At 47.1% G+C, this 18663-nt stretch carries 12 protein-coding genes and 1 tRNA gene; 7 read left to right on the top strand and 6 right to left on the bottom strand.

What is annotated here, in order from left to right:
• Positions 1-172: 172 nt before the first annotated feature.
• Positions 173-2209: a PhoX family protein gene (locus QMY49_RS18050; protein WP_061066166.1), complete on the top strand. Its 2037-nt coding sequence runs from the start codon at positions 173-175 to the stop codon at positions 2207-2209.
• A 115-nt stretch (positions 2210-2324) separates the two neighbouring features.
• On the opposite strand, the gene QMY49_RS18045 is transcribed toward QMY49_RS18050, so the two are convergent.
• Positions 2325-3716 carry a glycoside hydrolase family 1 protein gene (locus QMY49_RS18045; RefSeq protein ID WP_283315850.1) on the bottom strand — a complete coding sequence of 464 codons (1392 nt, stop codon included), beginning with the start codon at positions 3714-3716 and terminating at the stop codon, positions 2325-2327.
• Between the two features lie 145 nt (positions 3717-3861).
• Entirely contained in the window at positions 3862-5922 is a 2061-nt protein-coding gene (locus QMY49_RS18040; protein ID WP_283315848.1) for a sensor histidine kinase, read from the bottom strand.
• Between the two features lie 178 nt (positions 5923-6100).
• Here QMY49_RS18040 and QMY49_RS18035 point away from each other — a divergent pair, with 178 nt between their 5' ends.
• Positions 6101-7450 (top strand): sigma-54-dependent transcriptional regulator, encoded by a 1350-nt coding sequence (locus QMY49_RS18035; RefSeq protein ID WP_283315845.1) that lies wholly within the window; start codon positions 6101-6103, stop codon positions 7448-7450.
• Positions 7451-7514: 64 nt separating this feature from the next.
• Here QMY49_RS18035 and brnQ read toward each other — a convergent pair whose 3' ends face one another.
• Positions 7515-8825 carry a branched-chain amino acid transport system II carrier protein gene (gene brnQ, locus QMY49_RS18030; protein ID WP_005453319.1) on the bottom strand — a complete coding sequence of 437 codons (1311 nt, stop codon included), beginning with the start codon at positions 8823-8825 and terminating at the stop codon, positions 7515-7517.
• 836 nt (positions 8826-9661) lie between these two features.
• Between brnQ and QMY49_RS18025 the strand changes: the two genes are divergently transcribed.
• The 3 genes from QMY49_RS18025 (at position 9662) to lhgO (ending at position 14119) form a co-directional block, all read left to right on the top strand.
• A complete protein-coding gene (locus tag QMY49_RS18025) occupies positions 9662-10672 on the top strand; it encodes a TAXI family TRAP transporter solute-binding subunit (RefSeq protein WP_005374185.1) in 1011 nt (336 codons plus the stop codon).
• Positions 10673-10760: 88 nt separating this feature from the next.
• Positions 10761-12884: a TRAP transporter permease gene (locus QMY49_RS18020; RefSeq protein WP_283315842.1), complete on the top strand. Its 2124-nt coding sequence runs from the start codon at positions 10761-10763 to the stop codon at positions 12882-12884.
• Positions 12885-12892: 8 nt separating this feature from the next.
• Positions 12893-14119 carry an L-2-hydroxyglutarate oxidase gene (lhgO, locus tag QMY49_RS18015; RefSeq protein ID WP_047516311.1) on the top strand — a complete coding sequence of 409 codons (1227 nt, stop codon included), beginning with the start codon at positions 12893-12895 and terminating at the stop codon, positions 14117-14119.
• 47 nt (positions 14120-14166) lie between these two features.
• On the opposite strand, the gene QMY49_RS18010 is transcribed toward lhgO, so the two are convergent.
• Positions 14167-14574, bottom strand: a complete 408-nt coding sequence (locus QMY49_RS18010; RefSeq protein ID WP_009696869.1) for a cystatin domain protein — start codon at positions 14572-14574, stop codon at positions 14167-14169.
• A 169-nt stretch (positions 14575-14743) separates the two neighbouring features.
• Between QMY49_RS18010 and QMY49_RS18005 the strand changes: the two genes are divergently transcribed.
• Both QMY49_RS18005 and QMY49_RS18000 read left to right on the top strand, forming a co-directional pair.
• On the top strand, positions 14744-15988 hold the full coding sequence (locus QMY49_RS18005) for an NADH:ubiquinone reductase (Na(+)-transporting) subunit B (RefSeq protein WP_085319131.1): 1245 nt from the start codon (positions 14744-14746) through the stop codon (positions 15986-15988).
• A 296-nt stretch (positions 15989-16284) separates the two neighbouring features.
• Complete coding sequence (locus QMY49_RS18000; protein WP_005453331.1) at positions 16285-17685, top strand: tryptophanase; 1401 nt, start codon at positions 16285-16287, stop codon at positions 17683-17685.
• Between the two features lie 97 nt (positions 17686-17782).
• Here QMY49_RS18000 and QMY49_RS17995 read toward each other — a convergent pair whose 3' ends face one another.
• Entirely contained in the window at positions 17783-18394 is a 612-nt protein-coding gene (locus QMY49_RS17995) for a DUF2913 family protein (protein ID WP_009703776.1), read from the bottom strand.
• A 29-nt stretch (positions 18395-18423) separates the two neighbouring features.
• Positions 18424-18507: transfer RNA gene (locus tag QMY49_RS17990), tRNA-Leu, on the bottom strand.
• Positions 18508-18663 lie beyond the last annotated feature (156 nt).

Raw genomic sequence — 18663 nt, 5'->3', positions numbered from 1 at the left:
GATGTGTGTTTTATAACATTTTCTAAACACAAAGTTCATAAGGATAGACTAGTTCTGTCACTTTTCTCTTCCAAACTTCCTCTCGCTCAATGACAACGCTCTGAATCCTGCATCTTGAAGTCACTTGGGTATACAAACCTATAATTCAACCTAACACTGGGAAAGCAACACCATGAGTAAGGAAACCTTCGACGCGACGCGTTACAACCAGAGTAATAACAAGCCTTTTGAAGAAGTACTGGAAGCGAGCCTATCTCGACGCAGTATCCTGAAAGGTGGTTTGGGGGTCGGTGCAATGACCGCTTTTGGTGCATTTGGTCTCTCTGGGTGCAACTCCTCTAGCTCGGGCACTTCGGCGGGGAATGGCTCTGGCGTTTCAAGTGCAGTCCTCAATTTTGATTCGATTCCTGGCTCACTGACAGATGCTGTTTCGATTCCGCAAGGTTACGTCGCACAAGTGTTGGTGCCTTGGGGGACGCCTTTAAATGCACAAGGTAATGCTTGGAAAGACGATGGCAGCAACACGAGTGCCGATCAGCTTAATGCGCTTGGTATGCACCATGACGGCATGCATTTCTTCTCACTAAACGACAGTGACACCGATGGATTACTGTGTATTAACCATGAATACATTGATACCTCAGCATTGCACCCAAGTGGTCCTACTGTTGTGGGTGGTGTGCGCACTATCGTCGATGAAGTACGTAAAGAAATTAACGCCCACGGTGTCTCTGTGGTTCGCGTTCAACTTGAAGACAACATGTGGAAACTGGTTGATACCGATCCACTAAACCGCCGTTATACTGGTGCGACAGTGATGGATCTCTCGGGCCCCGTGGCAAATACAGACCTGACTGTTACGCGCTTTTCGCAAGATGGTAGCCAAGCACGTGGCACATTAAACAACTGCGGTAATGGTTTTACGCCTTGGGGCACTTACCTAACGTGTGAAGAAAACTGGCCGGGCTATTTCGTTAATGCTGGTGTTCGTACTGAAGAACAAGATCGTATTGGTGTTGATGATGAGCGAACTCGTTATCTTTGGGAAACGTTGGCTGGTAATGCTGAAGAGCGTTTGGATGAGTTTACACGATTTAACGTTGAACCAACCGGAGCAAGCGCATTGGACGATTACCGTAACGAAGCGAATGGTCATGGTTACATTGTTGAAATCGACCCATACGCGCAAAACTCGCGTGCGAAGAAGCGTACTGCACTAGGTCGTTTCCGCCATGAAGGCTGTACGTTCGGTAAACTTGAAGAAGGCAAACCTGTGGTGTTTTACTCAGGTCATGATTCTCGCTTCGAGTACTTATACAAATTTGAGTCGGCGGCAGCATGGGACCCAGCAGATGCAAATCCGACAAACCGTTTGGTCACAGGCGATAAGTACATGGATGAAGGCACACTATATGTGGCGCGCTTTAATGAAGACAGTTCTGGTACTTGGTTACCACTGACACTAGACAGCGCGACAGTCTCTGGTGGCACATTGGCAGACAACTTTAACTCGTTGGCTGAAATTATTCTTAACACAGCAGGTGCGGCGGATCTTGTCGGTGCGACGCCAATGGACCGCCCTGAGTGGTGTACTGTTGACCCATTCACAGGCTCGGTTTATCTAACGCTGACGAATAACACCAAACGTACGGATGAGACCAACCCTGCGAACCCACGTTTGAACAACAAGTTTGGTCACGTAATCCGTTGGGATGAAGGGGAAGCGGCGACAGACTTTACTTGGGATATCTTCGTGTTTGGAGCTCCTGCTAACGGCGATGCGGACACTAACCGTTCCAGCCTGACAGAACTGAATCAATTTGCGAGCCCAGATGGATTGGCGTTTGATCCTCGTGGCATCCTGTGGATTCAAACGGATAACGGCGCAGATGAAGTGACGTCTTACACCAATGACCAAATGCTTGCTGTCGTGCCTTCAAAACTGACGGATGAAAACGGTACGCAAGAGGTGATTGGTGCAGATAACCAAGCTGAGCTGAAGCGTTTCTTTGTTGGTCCTAACGGCTGTGAAGTGACGGGCTTTACCATTAGCCCAGATTACAAGTCGTTGTTCGTGAACATTCAGCATCCGGGTAACTGGCCTTACAGCGACAATGCTGCGGAAGAAACACCTGCGGGTATGAAACTGCGCCCACGTGCCGCAACGGTGGTTATTCGCCGTGAAGACGGTGGTGAAATTGGCGTTTAGTCATGTGACTGAATTGAAATCGGGAATAAGAAAAGCCCTGCGTTTGCAGGGCTTTGCTGTTTTATATCTAAATAAACATGCACTTTGTATCTAGGCTTGTATCTAGATAATAAGCTTAGTTTTTCAGTGAGCCGCCCGCAGTGCGAATCACATCTTGATACCAGAAGAAGCTCTTCTTACGTTTACGTTCTAATGTACCTTGACCATCGTTGTGGCGATCAACGTAGATGTAACCGTAACGTTTGCTCATTTCAGCGGTTGAGTTCGCGACCAAATCGATGGGTCCCCAACTGGTGAAGCCCATCAGCTCAACGCCATCCAGAATCGCTTCATGTGCTTGTACAAGATGGTCGTTCAAGTAAGCGATGCGGTAATCGTCTTGAATCTCACCGTTTTCATCGATTTCATCACGTGCACCTAATCCGTTTTCTACGACGAACAGTGGCTTTTGGTAGCGATCGTGAAGGAAGTTCAGCAGAACGCGCAGGCCTTTTGGATCGATCAACCAACCCCATTGGCTCTTCTCCAGATATGGGTTTGGTACGCTATCGACGATGTTACCCACTTCTTTTTGTTTCGGATCCGCGCTCGCACAACCACTTGCGTAGTAGCTGAATGAGATGAAATCGACACTTGCTGATGCGATCTCTTCTAAGTCGCCTGCTTCCATCTGAATTTCAATGCCATTTTCACGGAAGTAACGCTTCATGTAGCCAGGGTATTGACCACGTGTTTGTACATCACCGAAGAACAACCACTTGTTGTTTTCATGCATTGCAGCAAGCACGTCATCAGGATTACAGGTATATGGGTAGTTGATTGCGCCAAGCAGCATGTTACCTATCTTGCCGTTTGGTACGATTTGCTGACACAGTTTTACCGCTTTTGCGTTTGCGACTAGTTGGTGGTGAATCGCTTGGTAAATCTCTTGTTCACTGGCATCTTCTTGCAAACCAACACCAGTAAATGGTGCGTGCAGTGACATGTTGATTTCGTTGAACGTTAACCACAGCTTCACTTTGTCTTTGTAGCGTTCCAGCACGGTGCTAGCATAACGTTCGAAGAATTCGATGACGCGGCGATCACCCCAACCGCCGTAATTTTCAACCAGTGCGTAAGGCATTTCGTAGCGAGATAAGGTCACGAAAGGTTGGATGTCGTGCTTCGCCAGTTCATCAAAAATTTTATCGTAGAACGCCAAACCTTCTTCGTTAGGTTCTAGCTCGTCACCGTTCGGGAAGATGCGGCTCCATGCCAAAGACAGACGCAGACAGTTAAAGCCCATCTCTTTAAATAGCGCAATGTCTTCTGGGTAGCGATTGTAGAAGTCGATCGCCACGTCTTTGATACCCGGCGTACGTTCTTCACGGGTTTGATGCGGACTCAAAATACCGTTTGGCAGCATGTCTGATGTCGATAACCCTTTACCCCCAAGGTTGTACGACCCTTCTACTTGGTTTGCAGCAATAGCACCGCCCCAAAGAAAATGTTCAGGAAACTTAATCATGTTTCTCACTCTTTATCGTTTTGAAGTGTATGTTTTCTGTGTTCGAGAATAGTGTAGGTCAAGGAGGGATTCTTGTATCGAGATCGTGTTTTTCTCAAACGACGGGGATGCCTAGTTCTAACGGTGGTTTTGTAATCGATACAAATCACGCTGACTTGAACCATAAAGTGAAAATCAGCCCATTTTGTTCATTTTTATTCACGATAATTTGCCCGTTCATATCGCGCATATTATTGGCGGTGATCGCTAATCCCAGCCCTAATCCCTTACCAATTTTCTTTGAGGTTTGGAATGGTTCGAACATGGATTCAAGCATTTTATCCGAGACGCCGCAGCCATTATCACTTACCGTGAGCTCTACTTGATTGTCGGTTGGAGTGACGATCAAACTCAGCTGTGGATTGGCGGTTTGGTCCATTGCATCCAATGCATTCGACACAAGGTTGCCAAGGACCTGCAGAAGCCGTTGTTCTTCACCCATGATGTTAGGTAAGTCATGAGGAACGCGCACACGCACGTCCACGTTCTCTAATTGGGATTGGTACACCCGCAAAGTATCTTCGAGTGCAGAGGTGAGAGAAATTGCCTGTAAGCTTTCTGGTTTGTTGTAGGCGAACGTCTTTAGCTGACTGGTCATGCTTGCCATGCGATCAACCAGCTTCTGTACCAAAACATTGTTGGCTTTCATCATCTCCGTTTCGCCACGTTCTGCCAACAGTTCGTTTGTGGTGAGCAGGGTACGCAAGCCTGTCAGTGGCTGATTGAGTTCATGAGTGATCGCGCTCGACATGCGACCCAAAGCGGCCATTTTGCTCGATTCAATCAACTGGCTTTGCGCTTCTTTTAGCGCTTGAGTACGCTCTTCTACCCGCTGCGCCAGCTCTTGGTTTACTTGTTGCAGCGATTGCTCAGCTTTTTTCCGCTTAGTGATGTCGATGATTGTTGCAAGGAAATACTGATCACCATGCCAAGGGAAACTGGTCAGCGAGAACAGGACAGGGAAGACGCTACCGTCACTGCGTCTGGCAATGGTTTCAACCGTGCTGATCTCTGCGAGCTCTTTATGTTTAGGCAAGTCCTTTAGTAACTTAAGTGTGGTGGAATTGGGATTACCTGCGTCGAATAATTCCCAAGCAAAAGCGTGTCGATTGACGCTTTCTGGCAAACAGAACAAGCGCTTTGCCATTGGGTTGAGATCGAACAGTTGCCCTTGTTCATCAATCAATAGCAAACCTACGTGGGTCTTATTGATCATCTGTTTCAAGCGGCGTTGGGACTCTTCCAACAGGGCTTGAATTCGCTGTTGGTTGATGTGCTTTTGGCGACGTTGTAGACCAATGATGACAAGTAATACAACCAATAAGAGCAGCGCCGCTACGCTCCAACCAATCACGTTTATGGTTTGTTGAATCGGCTTAGAAGGGGTGAGGTAGCTGACGTACCAATTCAAATCATCCAATTTAACGGTGTGCGCAAAGTAGCGTTGCTGGTTGAGCGTCCACACACTGATATTGGTGTTGTCGTATAAGCGTTGCGTTTCTAACTGAACGGTGTTGCTCGGTTCGTTAAACCAGTCAGCATTATAAAGCGAGCTACTCGATAGGAAAAAGCGTTGTTGGCGATTTTGCAACGTAATGATGTCTTGGCTAGTAATGGTCTGTTCGGTCAACAGGCTGAGGTTGATTTGCACCACCACAATGCCTGCGATATCCAGACCGTCGTAGATAGGGGCTGCAAGATAATACAACGGGCTCGAACCTTTGGTTTTGTTCACCAAGGAAACACCGCCGCCTTGATTGTGAATTTGTTCCACAATGGCTTTCCGGTCAGACAGGCTAAAGCGCTCTTCGATCAAACTCGATACCAATACTTCGCCAGAGTTAGACAGGATTAACCACCCTTCTGTATTGGCAGCTTTATCGAGTTGAGTCAGCTGGGTTTGCAACGGTTCGTAATAAGTTCGGTTTCCTTTCACAAACGCGATGGTTTCTGGATTGTTGGTAACAAGGTAAGGCAGATGGTAGAAGCGTTTAAGTGCACGGCGAACTTCACCAATATAGTCGAGCAGCTTTTGCTGAGCTTCGGTTTGAGTTTGCACACTTAACCATTGACGGGCGACCTCTCTACTGGCGCTATAGCAAGACAACATCAGCACTGCCGCAATTGCGACCACAAGCCATGTTTTGCCATTCCTTTTGCGCTGCATACTGACTCCATTCAGCTAGTGCGTTCTCACCGAGAGTCATTAAAGAGTGCGCCTAACTGGTTGGATGTTAAAGACTTGTAATCAAGAAGTGAGATCTAGCTCCTTTTCTCCTCAGTGGTTTTTGCTACCGTTAACAAAGAGCGATTTCTTTCCCACCCCATAAAGCAGGCAGTAACTCATGGCTTTTGACGACATCCCTAAAATTGCACTTATCGAAGACGATGACATTGTTCGTCAGGCTACCAGTCAGTGGTTGCAACTCGCGGGGTTCGACGTGACCGCGTTTAGTTTGGGGGAGGAGGGCAAAGCCGCCATTCTTAGCCAAGAATTTGATGCGATTGTCAGTGATGTTCGCCTGCCGGACACCGACGGCTTGTCGATACTAGAAAGCCTGATTGCCAATCACATTCCAACGCCGGTTATCTTGATCACCGGACATGGTGATGTCGATATGGCAGTAGGGGCGTTGCAAAACGGTGGGTTCGATTTTATCGAGAAACCTTTCCAACCTGAGCGCCTATCCCAGCGAGTGACCGATGCGGTCGAGAGTTATCGCGCACAAACTTCTACTCAAGATCGCCAAGAGTACCTATCTAGTGTTAGCGGCTTAGAAGAAGTGTTGATTGGGCGAAGCCGAGTGATGCAACAGCTTAGAGAACAAGTAGCCAAGTTAGCGCGCATTGATACTAACGTGATTATTTACGGTGAAACAGGTTGTGGTAAAGAGCTGGTAGCGACCAGTTTGCACAATGAAAGCCAACGCAGCCCCCATCATTTTGTGCCAATCAACTGTGGTGCTATTCCTGAGAACCTGTTTGAAAGTGAGCTGTTTGGGCACGAAGCAGGGGCATTTACCGGGGCAGGTAAAAAGCGCATTGGTAAATTGGAATACGCGGATAAAGGCACCTTATTCTTTGATGAAATCGAGAGTATGCCACTGTCTATGCAGGTGAAAGTCTTACGTTCATTACAGGAACATACAGTAGAGCGCGTTGGGGGCAATCAACAAATCTCGGTTGATTTGAGAGTGATCGCCGCTGCGAAAGAAGATCTCAATGATCATGGCGAGTTTCGTCAGGATTTGTACTACCGCCTCAATGTGGCGCAGATCTATTTGCCACCACTACGTGAGCGAGAAGAAGACGCGTTGATCTTGTTCGAACACTTTGCTCTGAAAAGTAATCCAGGGAGTCGTCCGCTGAGTGAAGCCGATAGAAAAGCCATTCTTGCTTACGCTTGGCCCGGTAACGTGCGTGAGCTGAGGAATGTCGCGATGCGTTTTGCACTGGATGAAACCGTCTCCGTGATGGAAATTCTCTCCAGTCGACCATCTTCTACAACCGAAGAGACACAAGCAGGCGTTCCATTGGCGATTCAGCTACACAACTTTGAACGTAAAGTGCTGCATGACTCGCTAGTTCGACATCAAGGACGAATTACGGATGTGATGGTCGAGCTAGATTTACCGCGCCGAACCCTCAACCAAAAGATGCAGAAGTTTGGTTTAAATCGCTCTGACTATACATAGAAAAAACGGCTTCTGAGGAAGCCGTTTTTTGTTGAAGTACTTATTTGTTAAGGTACTTGCCAATCTAGGCTTGGTTTGCCAACTCGGTGTGTTGTTGGTTTGCCTTGCGGGTAAAGACGACCCCCACAATCACCATGACAATCGTCGGAACAATCCAGCTTGCAAAGTAGTGGTACAGCGGCATGTTGCTGTCTAACCATTGGTTTGCGGCTTCTGGCATGTAACCTAGGATGTGCAGCGCATCAACACAGCCAAACGTTAGAGCAGTGAACGCCGTCGCGACGACCATGATTTGCGACATCTTGTTGCGCACTGGTGCCATGATCATCAATGCAATCGCTACTGGATGAAGCGCCACAACCGCTGGCAATGTGATAGCCAATAGTTGCTCCAGACCTACGTTGGCGATCAAACCTGCCAACACCATAGTCGTGATAACGCAGCCTTTGTAGTTCACTTTGCTGAAAGTGTTGTCGTAAAACTCACTGCCTGCTGTGGTTACGCCGATAGCCGTAGTCAAACACGCTAATACCATCACGGCACCAAGTAATAGTGAACCAAATGCGCCGAAGTGGCTGAAGGTGAATGCCGTTAAGATGTCGCCGCCATTACTGAACTCAGAACCCAAGTATGAGCTTGTCGAACCAATGTAAGCCAATGAGATGTAAACAAATGCCATGGCAACGGCGTACATCAAAGCTGCAATTAGCGTGTATTTTGCGGTGGCTTTCGGACAATCCACACCCATGCTGCGAATCGCTCGGAAGATGATCCAACCAAAACCGATAGAACCTAGCGCGTCCATGGTCATGTAGCCTTGGGTTAAGCCTTCAGCAAATGCGCCAGATACATATGGTCCCGTTGCAGTAGTAAGCTCGCCGGCTGGATAAACCAGAGCGGTTACAGACATGATCACTAAAATAGCCATCAATGCCGGGGTTAAGATCTTGCCTAGGTTGTCGACTAATTTGCCCGGGTATAGCGCAAACAAAATGGTGATAACACAGAAAGCAATTGTGAAAGGTACCAAAGCGGCATCACCAAACATTGGTGCAAAGCTAAATTGGTAAGCCACGGTAATCGCACGTGGTATTACGAATGCAGGACCAATCACGATAAATACCATTACCCAAAAACTGGTCGCCAAAGGTTTAGGTAGGGCAGCGGTTAATTTGTCTGAACCGTTTACGATAGCGACCATCACCAGTGCCATTGCAGGCAGACCTACGCCCGTTAAGAGGAAGCCAGACATCCCGCTCAGAAAGTTTTCACCTGCTTGGTAACCCAAAAATGGAGGGAAGATCAGGTTACCCGCGCCTAAGTACATGGCGAAAGTCATGAAGCCCAAAGCGGCGATATTGCGTGCGCTTAACATTGTTATTCCTCTTATGTTTCGCTTGGAAGAAACTGAAAGGAATGGGAGGAGTATGTGGTGTTCCCGTCAGCTTCTTCTCAAGCTGACAGAAAGTTTAGATATAGCCTGTCAGCTCTGAATCAGTTCCAGAGAGAGCAGGAGGATCGCAGCAGCAACGCCAGATGGGCGTTTTAAAGCGAATTGTGATTGCGCAGTTGCTGACATGAGTGATCCTTAGTGACAAAAAAGCACCAAGGAATACGTTTGCCTTGGTGTGTAGTTACCCTAACGAACATGAGGCTATTGGCACAACCCCGAAGTAGAAAATAAGTTGATACGGTCAATGTTTGTTTCTGAACTGGTGGATCGAACTGGTTTTTAAATTTAAAATTAGAATAAATGACTTTTCATTTCATTAACATGGCTTGTTTTGCTGTATTTTTGTGCTATTTGTAGTCGTTTAGGCTATAAGCCTCCGCTGGTAAAGTGAGCAGTTTAGAATGATGCGCTTTTTATTCTTATTGTTAAGACGCTCATTAGTTGTAGTCCAATCCAAAATCACGTCGGCAAAATATTGCTTATCAGCCAATCGTGCATTTATTTTGTCTTGATCACATTTTATTAACCTTTTGCGATCTAGGCGTACAACCTTCTCCTCTTGAATAAGCAAGATCTTGCTCATCGCTTTGCTATCAAATCAGCATAATTTTGCTCACTTTTGATGTCTTTCTGTGCTTAAGTCAATAAATACAATGAGTTAAAAGTTGGCATTTCAATTGCTCTAGGGAATTTGTTGTTAATAAAGATTTAACATGATGTAAATCCCCAATCGTGAAACGACTACACGGAGAGTAATAATGAAAATGAATAAGCTGGTAAAAGCTTTGGCTGTCGCTGTGACTTCTTTTGGTATTGCTGCTAACGCTGCGGCAGAAGATCGTAGTTACATTCTTGCAACGGCATCGACAGGTGGTACTTACTACCCTGTGGGCGTAGCGTTGGCGACGTTAAGCAAAGTGAAATTGGCACCAAAGCACCACTTCTCCCTTTCTGCAATCAGCTCTGCGGGCTCTGGTGAAAACGTCAAACTGCTGAACGAAAACGAAGCACAGTTCGCGATTCTACAAGGTCTTTATGGTGCGTGGGCTTGGTCTGGTGAAGGTCCTTATGAGAAGAGCGGTCGTCAAGAACAACTGCGTTCAGTCTCTATGCTGTGGCAAAACGTTGAGCACTTTATTGTTCGCTCTGACTTAGCAAAAACTGGCACAGTGACTGACCTGAACAACCTAGATGGCAAGAAGTTCTCTATCGGTAAGAAGAACTCTGGTACTGAGAACTCGGGTCGCCAAATCATGAAAGGTCTGAAGGTAGACCCTGATAAATTCAACCTTGCGTACATGGGCTACGGCGGCAGTGCGAGCGCACTTCAAAACGGCACCATTGACGGCATGAACACGCCTGCGGGTGTGCCAGTTGGTGCAGTAACTCAAGCTTTTGCTGCGCTGGGTAAAGACATCTCGATTCTTTCGTTTACTGATGAGCAAATCAAAGAGGCGAACGGCAACTACAACCTATGGACGAAGTACGAAATTCCTGCGAACACGTACCCGGGTCTAGATAAGCCGATCACCACCATTGCACAGCCAAACTTCTTGGCAGTTCGTGAAGATATCTCGGAAGAAGACGTTTACCAGCTAACCAAAGCGATCTACGAGAACCTGCCTTTCCTACAAGGCATCCACAAAGCAACAAAAGCAATGGCGATTGAGAAAGCGATTGCTGGTTTGCCAGTGCCTCTTCACCCAGGCGCAGCGCGTTACTACAAAGAAATGGGCATCGAAATCCCATCAGATCTAATGGCGAAATAACGCCTACTTAGCCCCGAGTTTCGGCTCGGGGCATTTTATCCCTACCGATTTCTAAGATGGAAAAAGCCGCCAGAGCTTGGAGTATGAGATGAGCGACTCAATAGAAAAGGAATTGCAGAAGTTTGAGCTGCCCACGCGCACTGATTTTCCGTGGGTAACCACTACAATCACTGTGTTTGGCGTGGTGTTGTCTGCTTTGCACATTTGGTTTAATACATTATCGACGTTACCAGAGTTATGGATTTCCGCGACCCACTTTGCTGGCTTTGCGGTGATTTGTGCGCTTTGGTATCCGGCTCATATCTCTCTCAAGCAAAGTAAGGTTGCACTCGGCATCGATGTGTTGATTGCCATAGGCGCGGTCGCGTGTTTGCTCTACATTCCCTATGCCGAAGATGCGCTATATGAACGCGGTGTTAAGTTCGTGACCAGCGATTGGGTCTTCGCCATCATGGCAATCCTGATTGTTATTGAGCTGATTCGACGCACAATGGGCTGGTTTATTCCTGTACTGATTGTGGTGTGTCTGAGTTACGTTGTGCTTTGGGGTAAGTGGGCAACAGGCATTTTCCATTTCCCGGGTTTGAGCATGGAAACCTTGCTCTACCGCAGCTTTTATTCTTCTGAGGGCATGTTTGGCTCGATTTCACGCATCAGCTGGACTTTCGTATTCATGTTCATTCTGTTTGGTGCGTTTCTTGTGCGTTCTGGTGTAGGTGATTACATCATCAATGTGGCACGAGCTGCGGCAGGCAAAATCATCGGCGGTCCGGGTTTTATTGCGGTGATTGGCTCCGGTTTGATGGGCTCAGTATCTGGATCAAGTGTGGCAAATACGGTTTCAACCGGTGTTATCAGTATTCCTTTGATGCAAAAAGCAGGTTTCCCTTCGCGCTTCGCGGCGGGCGTTGAAGCTGCGGCGTCGACAGGTGGTCAGTTGATGCCACCAGTGATGGGAGCGGGCGCTTTCATCATGGCGTCTTACACGCAAATTCCGTATGTTGATATCATCGCGGTGTCTTTCATTCCTGCTCTTATCTATTTCTTGTCTGTGGCGTTCTTTGTGCGTATCGAAGCCAAACGCAGCGGCGTTCAAAAAATCACGACCAGCGATGAATCTCTACTGAAAGTGTTGATCAGCGGTTGGCACAACCTTATCCCACTGGCGGTATTGGTCACTTTATTGGTTCAAGGCTTTACACCGACTTACGCTGCGGGCTTGTCGATCATTTCAGTGGTGGTGGCTTCTTGGTTTTCGAAAGAGCATAAGATGGGACCAAAAGCGATCATCGAAGCACTTTCGCAAGGGGCGAAAAACATGGCGACAACCGCCGTATTGCTGGTGGGTATTGGTCTGGTGATCAACGTGATCAGTACAACGGGCATCGGCAACACGTTCTCATTGATGATCGATGGTTGGGCGAATGGTGACTTGTTCATCATGATCGTTCTGATTGCGCTCGCTTCTCTTGTTTTGGGTATGGGTTTACCTGTAACAGCGGCGTATATTGTATTGGGTACACTATCTGCCCCTGCGCTTTACAAGTTGATTGCAGAAAACCAATTGCTTGAATTGATGGTATCGGGTCAATTGCCTGAACAAGCAAAAGCCATCTTTATGTTGGCGGCGCCAGAAAAGCTGGAACTGCTTAATGCACCAATGGCGTTGGAAACCGCGAAAGAAATGGTGGCGCTAGTGCCTGCGGACTTTATGGAAACCCTACTAGAACAAAGTTTGGGTATGGAAGCGGTAGGCTTGGCATTGCTGGCTGCTCACCTCATCATCTTCTGGTTATCGCAAGACAGTAACGTTACGCCTCCAGTGTGTTTGACCGCATTTGCAGCAGCAACCATTGCAAAAACACCGCCAATGCGTACCGGTCTGATGGCGTGGAAAATCGCCAAAGGTTTGTATCTTGTCCCGTTGTTGATTGCTTACACAGGCTTGGTCAGTTGGGATGTGACGTCGGTGATTACCGTGGGCTTCTTTGCCATCATAGGAACCTATGCATTGATTGGTGCGATTGAAGGTTACTTGGAAGGTCCTCTAAACATTCTGACGCGTCTCTTGTTGGTAGTGGTGGGTACATTGCTGGTTTGGCACGACATCCCAATGTTGGTTCGTGTGGCAAGCTGCGCGGTATTTATCGCGGTGTTCATTTACAGTGGTCGCAAGTTCAAATTGCAACAATCTCAACTATCGGTTTTATAAGAGGTCGTATGAAATCAGTCTATGACTACATCATTGTTGGTGGCGGTATCGTTGGTGTGTCGACAGCATGGCAACTGCAACAACGTCATCCAGACAAATCCATTTTATTGGTTGAGAAAGAGTCCGGTTTTGCCAAGCACCAAACCGGACACAACAGCGGCGTGATTCATGCCGGGGTGTACTACGCACCGGGCAGCTTAAAAGCCGATTTTTGTAAGCGTGGGGTAGAGCGAACCATTTCGTTTTGCGCTGAGCACGATATTCCGGTGGAGAACTGTGGTAAGTTACTGGTTGCGACCAACGAGCAAGAAGTCGAACGCATGAATGCCCTCTATGAGCGCTGTCATGTCAACGGCATCGACGTAAAGCTACTTGATGAAGTTCAACTCAAGCTGGCTGAGCCAAACATCACTGGCTTGGGCGCGATTTATGTCAAAACCACCAGTATTGTCGATTATCGTTTGGTCACTGAGCAGATGGCGGAAGAGTTCCAAAAGCTCGGCGGGCAAATTAGCCTGAGAACTAAAGTGGTGGCTGCCGAAGAGAAGGACGAAGAAGTCCAATTGACCTGCATTTCAGACGGTCAAACCATGCAACTTAATACCAAGTTCTTGGTTACTTGCAGCGGCTTGATGGCGGATCGTATGACTAAGATGATGGGTATTCCAACCGATTTTCAGATCATCCCTTATCGTGGTGAATACTACCGCTTAGATAGCAAACACGACCAAGTGGTGAATCATCTTATTTACCCAATTCCCGACCCTGATTTGCCATTCTTGGGCGTCCACCTGACTCGTATGATTGATGGCAGTGTGACTGTTGGTCCAAATGCGGTGCAAGGCTGGAAGCGGGAAGGGTACGATAAGGTCAACTTCAGCTTGCAAGATACCATGCAAATGCTCAGATTCTCCGGTTTCTGGAAGGTGACACAAAAGCATCTAAAAACCGGATTGGATGAGTTTAAAAACTCATGGTGGAAGCCGGGCTATCTCAAATTGGTCAACAAATACTGCCCAAGCATCAAGGTGGAAGATCTCAAACCATATCCTGCGGGTATTCGTGCGCAAGCGGTGTTGTCTGATGGTACCTTGGTTCATGACTTCTTGTTTGCTGAAAGCGCAAGAAGCCTGCACGTTTGCAACGCACCGTCTCCCGCAGCGACATCTGCAATGCCCATTGGGGAATATATTTGCGATAAAGTGAATGAGAAGATAGAGGCGAAAATGGTATAAAACAAAGGCGACTAAACTGTCGCCTTTGTTGTATTTGAATCTGGGAATTAGGAGTTGCCATCTTTAGGGCAAAGTTCGCCCTTCTTGGCGTGTCTTTCGATCATGTAATCGCCGCGGGCGCTGTGCAACACAATCGCATTCCACACTTCCCCGTCTTTGAGTTCAAACTCCATCGCGTAGTGTATGCCGCCAACGACTTGAGTTCTTACATCATTGATTTGTTTTAGCTTATCCGTCGCGTTCATTTGATGCAGAATCATACTGAGTGAGCGCTCCGCATCTGGTGTAACTTTCGCAATCTGCCAACCACCTGGTACACCAACTTGTGAGCTGCAGATGGCTTGCATTTTCTTCTTCAAAGCTGGTGACATTTGTTTGTCGACTGCAAATGTGCTGGTTGCAAATGGCAGGGCAGATAACACCAAAACAGCCGTCCACATCATCCTTAACTTCATAATTCACTCCGTTGTTTTGTTATTGATTGAGTATAAGCACGACTTTCACGGTTTACATAATCACGAGGCATTCCGTAACAGCTCATAGATACGTATCGGAAAGATGAAAGAGTTAAAAACGATCGCCTTTCGATGGCTATTCGTAACACTCTTTAGAGGAGGAGACGTTATGAGTCTGAAGCATTATTTTGAAAAGGTCTCACCAAAGTTTGAACCAGGAGGCCAGTATCACAAGTTCTACCCACTCTTCGAAGCTGTTGAAACCCTTTTTTATACGCCGGGTAAAGTGAATCATGGCGTTACCCATGTTCGAGACAGCATCGATTTAAAGCGCATCATGATCATGGTGTGGCTAGCCGTTTTCCCCGCGATGTTCTGGGGCATGTACAACATAGGGCAACAATCCAGCGATACTTTGCTCTATGGTCTTGACCAAGTGGCAGCGCAGCAAGCCATTGATGCCTCTTGGGGTCTAAGCTGGGTTTGGGGCTCGGTAGAAGTCGCAAGCCAAGCAGGTTGGGCAAGTAAAATGCTTGTCGGCGCCACGTACTTTCTGCCTGTCTACGTGACTGTGTTTGTGGTTGGTGGGTTCTGGGAGGTGCTGTTTGCTATCGTTCGTAAACATGAAGTGAATGAAGGTTTTTTTGTCAGTTCTATTCTTTTTGCTTTAATTCTCCCGCCTACCATCCCATTGTGGCAAGCCGCGTTGGGTATCACTTTTGGCATCGTAGTGGCGAAAGAAATCTTTGGCGGTACGGGGCGTAACTTCCTAAACCCAGCATTGGCTGGTCGCGCATTCTTGTACTTTGCTTATCCCGCTAACATGTCTGGCGGCGCTGTTTGGATTGCGGCAGATGGTTACTCTGGCGCTACACCGCTGAGCCAGTGGTATGAAGGTGGTCAAAGTGCTTTGACGAACAACATGACGGGACAACCAATCTCATGGATGGACGCATTTGTTGGTAACCTTCCGGGTTCAATGGGGGAAGTCTCGACCTTGTTGATTGCGCTCACAGGTCTGGTGCTGATCTTTATGAAGATCGCTTCGTGGCGAATTGTTGCTGGGGTCTTTGTGGGTTTAGCTGTGACGTCGCTACTGCTTAATGCGATTGGCTCGAATACTAATCCTATGTTCTCTATGCCGTTTTACTGGCACTTTGTGATTGGTGGTGTTGCGTTTGGTACCTTCTTTATGGCGACAGACCCAGTATCCGCTGCGTTCACTAACGGTGGTAAGTGGGCTTACGGTATCTTGATTGGTGTGATGACGATATTTATCCGTGTACTCAACCCCGCCTATCCGGAAGGCATTATGTTAGCGATTCTGTTTGCCAACTTGTTTGCTCCTTTGTTCGACTACATGGTCAAAGAGAACAACATCAAACGCAGAATGAAAAGGGTGAGACCTTCGTAAAATGAGGTAAGCTTCACTGAAATTTGGTTGAAAACTGCACTATATTGAAAAGGTCAGAGACATGGGGTTTCTGGCTTTTCTTTTTATCAGGAGGACGAAGACGATGAGAATTAAGGATATTCTCGATAGCCGTTTGGTGCTGTCGTTCTGGTACAACCTAGACTACTGCTTGTCTCTTCTTAGCAAAATCTCTGCACGTTAATTTCCTCAATGCTTCCGCATTGAAAAGCAATTTATCAGTTTGTTTTTAATCTTACGCTTAAGTGCGTAGGGTCGTGCGTATAAGGAAATTAACAATGAAACGTATCCCAGAACCGTTCCGTATCAAAATGGTTGAGCCAATCAAAATGACGACCTTGGCTGACCGAGAAGTTGCCCTTAAACAAGCGGGCTTTAACCCATTTCTTCTTCGTAGTGATGATGTCTACATCGATCTGCTGACCGACTCTGGCACTGGTGCTATGAGTGACAATCAGTGGGCAGGCATCATGATGGGCGATGAGTCCTATGCTGGCAGTCGTAACTATTACAACTTGTGCGATGCGGTGGAGCACTTCTTTGGTTACAAGCTTACTGTGCCAGCGCACCAAGGTCGTGGGGCGGAGCAAATTCTATTCCCAGCTTTGATTGAGCGTATGCGTCAGGTTCGCGGTGGTGAAACGCCCGTATTTATCTCGAATTACCACTTCGATACCACTGCGGGTCACATTGAACTCAATGGCGGTAAAGCGATTAACGTGGTGACGGAAGAAGCGTTTGATACCACCACTCCATACGACTGGAAGGGTAATTTTGACCTCAATAAACTGGTGGCAACGATTGAAGAACACGGTTCTAACAATATCTGTGCGATCATCACGACGGTAACGTGTAACAGCTCTGGTGGTCAGCCTGTGTCGATGGAAAATATGCGCAGCGTGTACGAAATCGCAACCAAGTACGACATCCCTGTGGTGATTGATTCGGCTCGTTACTGTGAGAACGCTTACTTTATCAAGCAGCGTGAAGCGGGTTATGAGAACAAATCGATTCTCGAAATCATTCGCGAGATGTACCAATACGGCGACATGCTCACTATGTCTGCGAAGAAAGACCCGATGGTGAACATTGGTGGTATGTGTTGTATTCGCGATCATCAAGAGCTATTCCAAGCGGTTCAAACACGATGTGTACCGATGGAAGGCTTTGTCACTTACGGTGGTATGGCGGGTCGTGATATGGAAGCCTTGGCTCGCGGGTTGTATGAAGGTGCGGATGAAGACTATCTTCACTACCGTATTAGCCAAGTACAATATTTGGGTGAACGTCTACGCGAAGGGGGTATTCCAATTCAATACCCAACAGGTGGTCATGCTGTCTTCGTTGATGCGGCGAAGATCTTACCGCATATCCCCGCGGATCAATTCCCTGCGCAGGTGCTGTGTAATGCCTTGTATTTAGAGGCAGGCATTCGTGCGGTAGAGATTGGCTCACTGTTGCTTGGTCGAGATCCGGAAACGGGTAAACAGAAAGCGTCGGAACTTGAGTTGATGCGTTTGACCATTCCACGTCGTGTCTACACCAACGATCACATGGATTACATCGCCGATGCGATCATTGAGTTGAAGAATCGTGCTGATGAACTAAAAGGATTGACGTTTGAATACGAACCTCCAGTACTTCGCCACTTTACGGCTCGTTTCCGCGAACTGGATTGAGAACTCTTCGGGTTGTCGATACGTCAGAGATTGATAAACGTTAATTAAGCAAAAAGCCGCGAACTTCGCGGCTTTTTTAACTCATCTGGGTGTCGAGTTATGCTAAATCCAGCGTGATTCGCACAAACTGCTCGTCTTGGTACAGCACTTCGTAATTGAAGGTATTGCTGGCATAAATACTACCTAGGAACAGAGAACGTTGACTCATAGGTCCACGGAAAAGCATCGAAATAGGTGCGATTAAGGCGTTATTATCGTCGAAGTGTTGGTTTAAGTTATCAGACAGAACACATAGCAAACAACCATGTTGGTCGTGGGATAAATCGACATCTTCAGGACGAGAAAGCAGAACCGTCGTACCTAATTTCTTTTCGACTTCGTTGATCAGCAGTAGGTAGCTATCGAGGTGAGGTTGTGGGTTACTAGGTTTATCGGCACCTACACAACGTTCAAGTAAAGCTTCTAGATTGCCATTTTCCCCTTTTGCCTGTTGAGTCAGAGACTTTAATGGCTTTTTAATCAGTTTGTAGCGATTACTTTTGAGCTTAGGCTTAAGCCATTTTTGCAGTAGGTCGTTACGTTCTTTAAGAGGAAGAATTCGCGATGATGCGTGGATTTTGAAGTGCAGGTGTAATAAGGCGTGCACCGCAAGCTCGCTAAGTAATTGATTAGCGTCAGCGGACTGTTTTGCCTGTTTAGAACTTTGCATTACACTCTAAATTCTTTGAAAGAAAGGAATGGTGCCGAGAGAGGGACTCGAACCCTCACACCTAAGGCACTAGCACCTCATGCTAGCGTGTCTACCAATTTCACCATCTCGGCATCATGATGCTCTGAATACACAGAGGCTTCGAAATGAAGCGTTCCAAATTGTATATCCAAAATCCATAGATTGGCGAGAGCAAAATTGCTCATTTTTGGTCTTTGGTGTTCGATTGGACATTTATTGTTCATTTTTGGTGATTTCACTATTCGTCA

This window comes from Vibrio harveyi (genome assembly GCF_030060435.1).
GTDB classification, from domain to species: Bacteria; Pseudomonadota; Gammaproteobacteria; order Enterobacterales; family Vibrionaceae; genus Vibrio; species Vibrio harveyi.
This window is presented reverse-complemented; position numbering and strand designations above follow the sequence as displayed.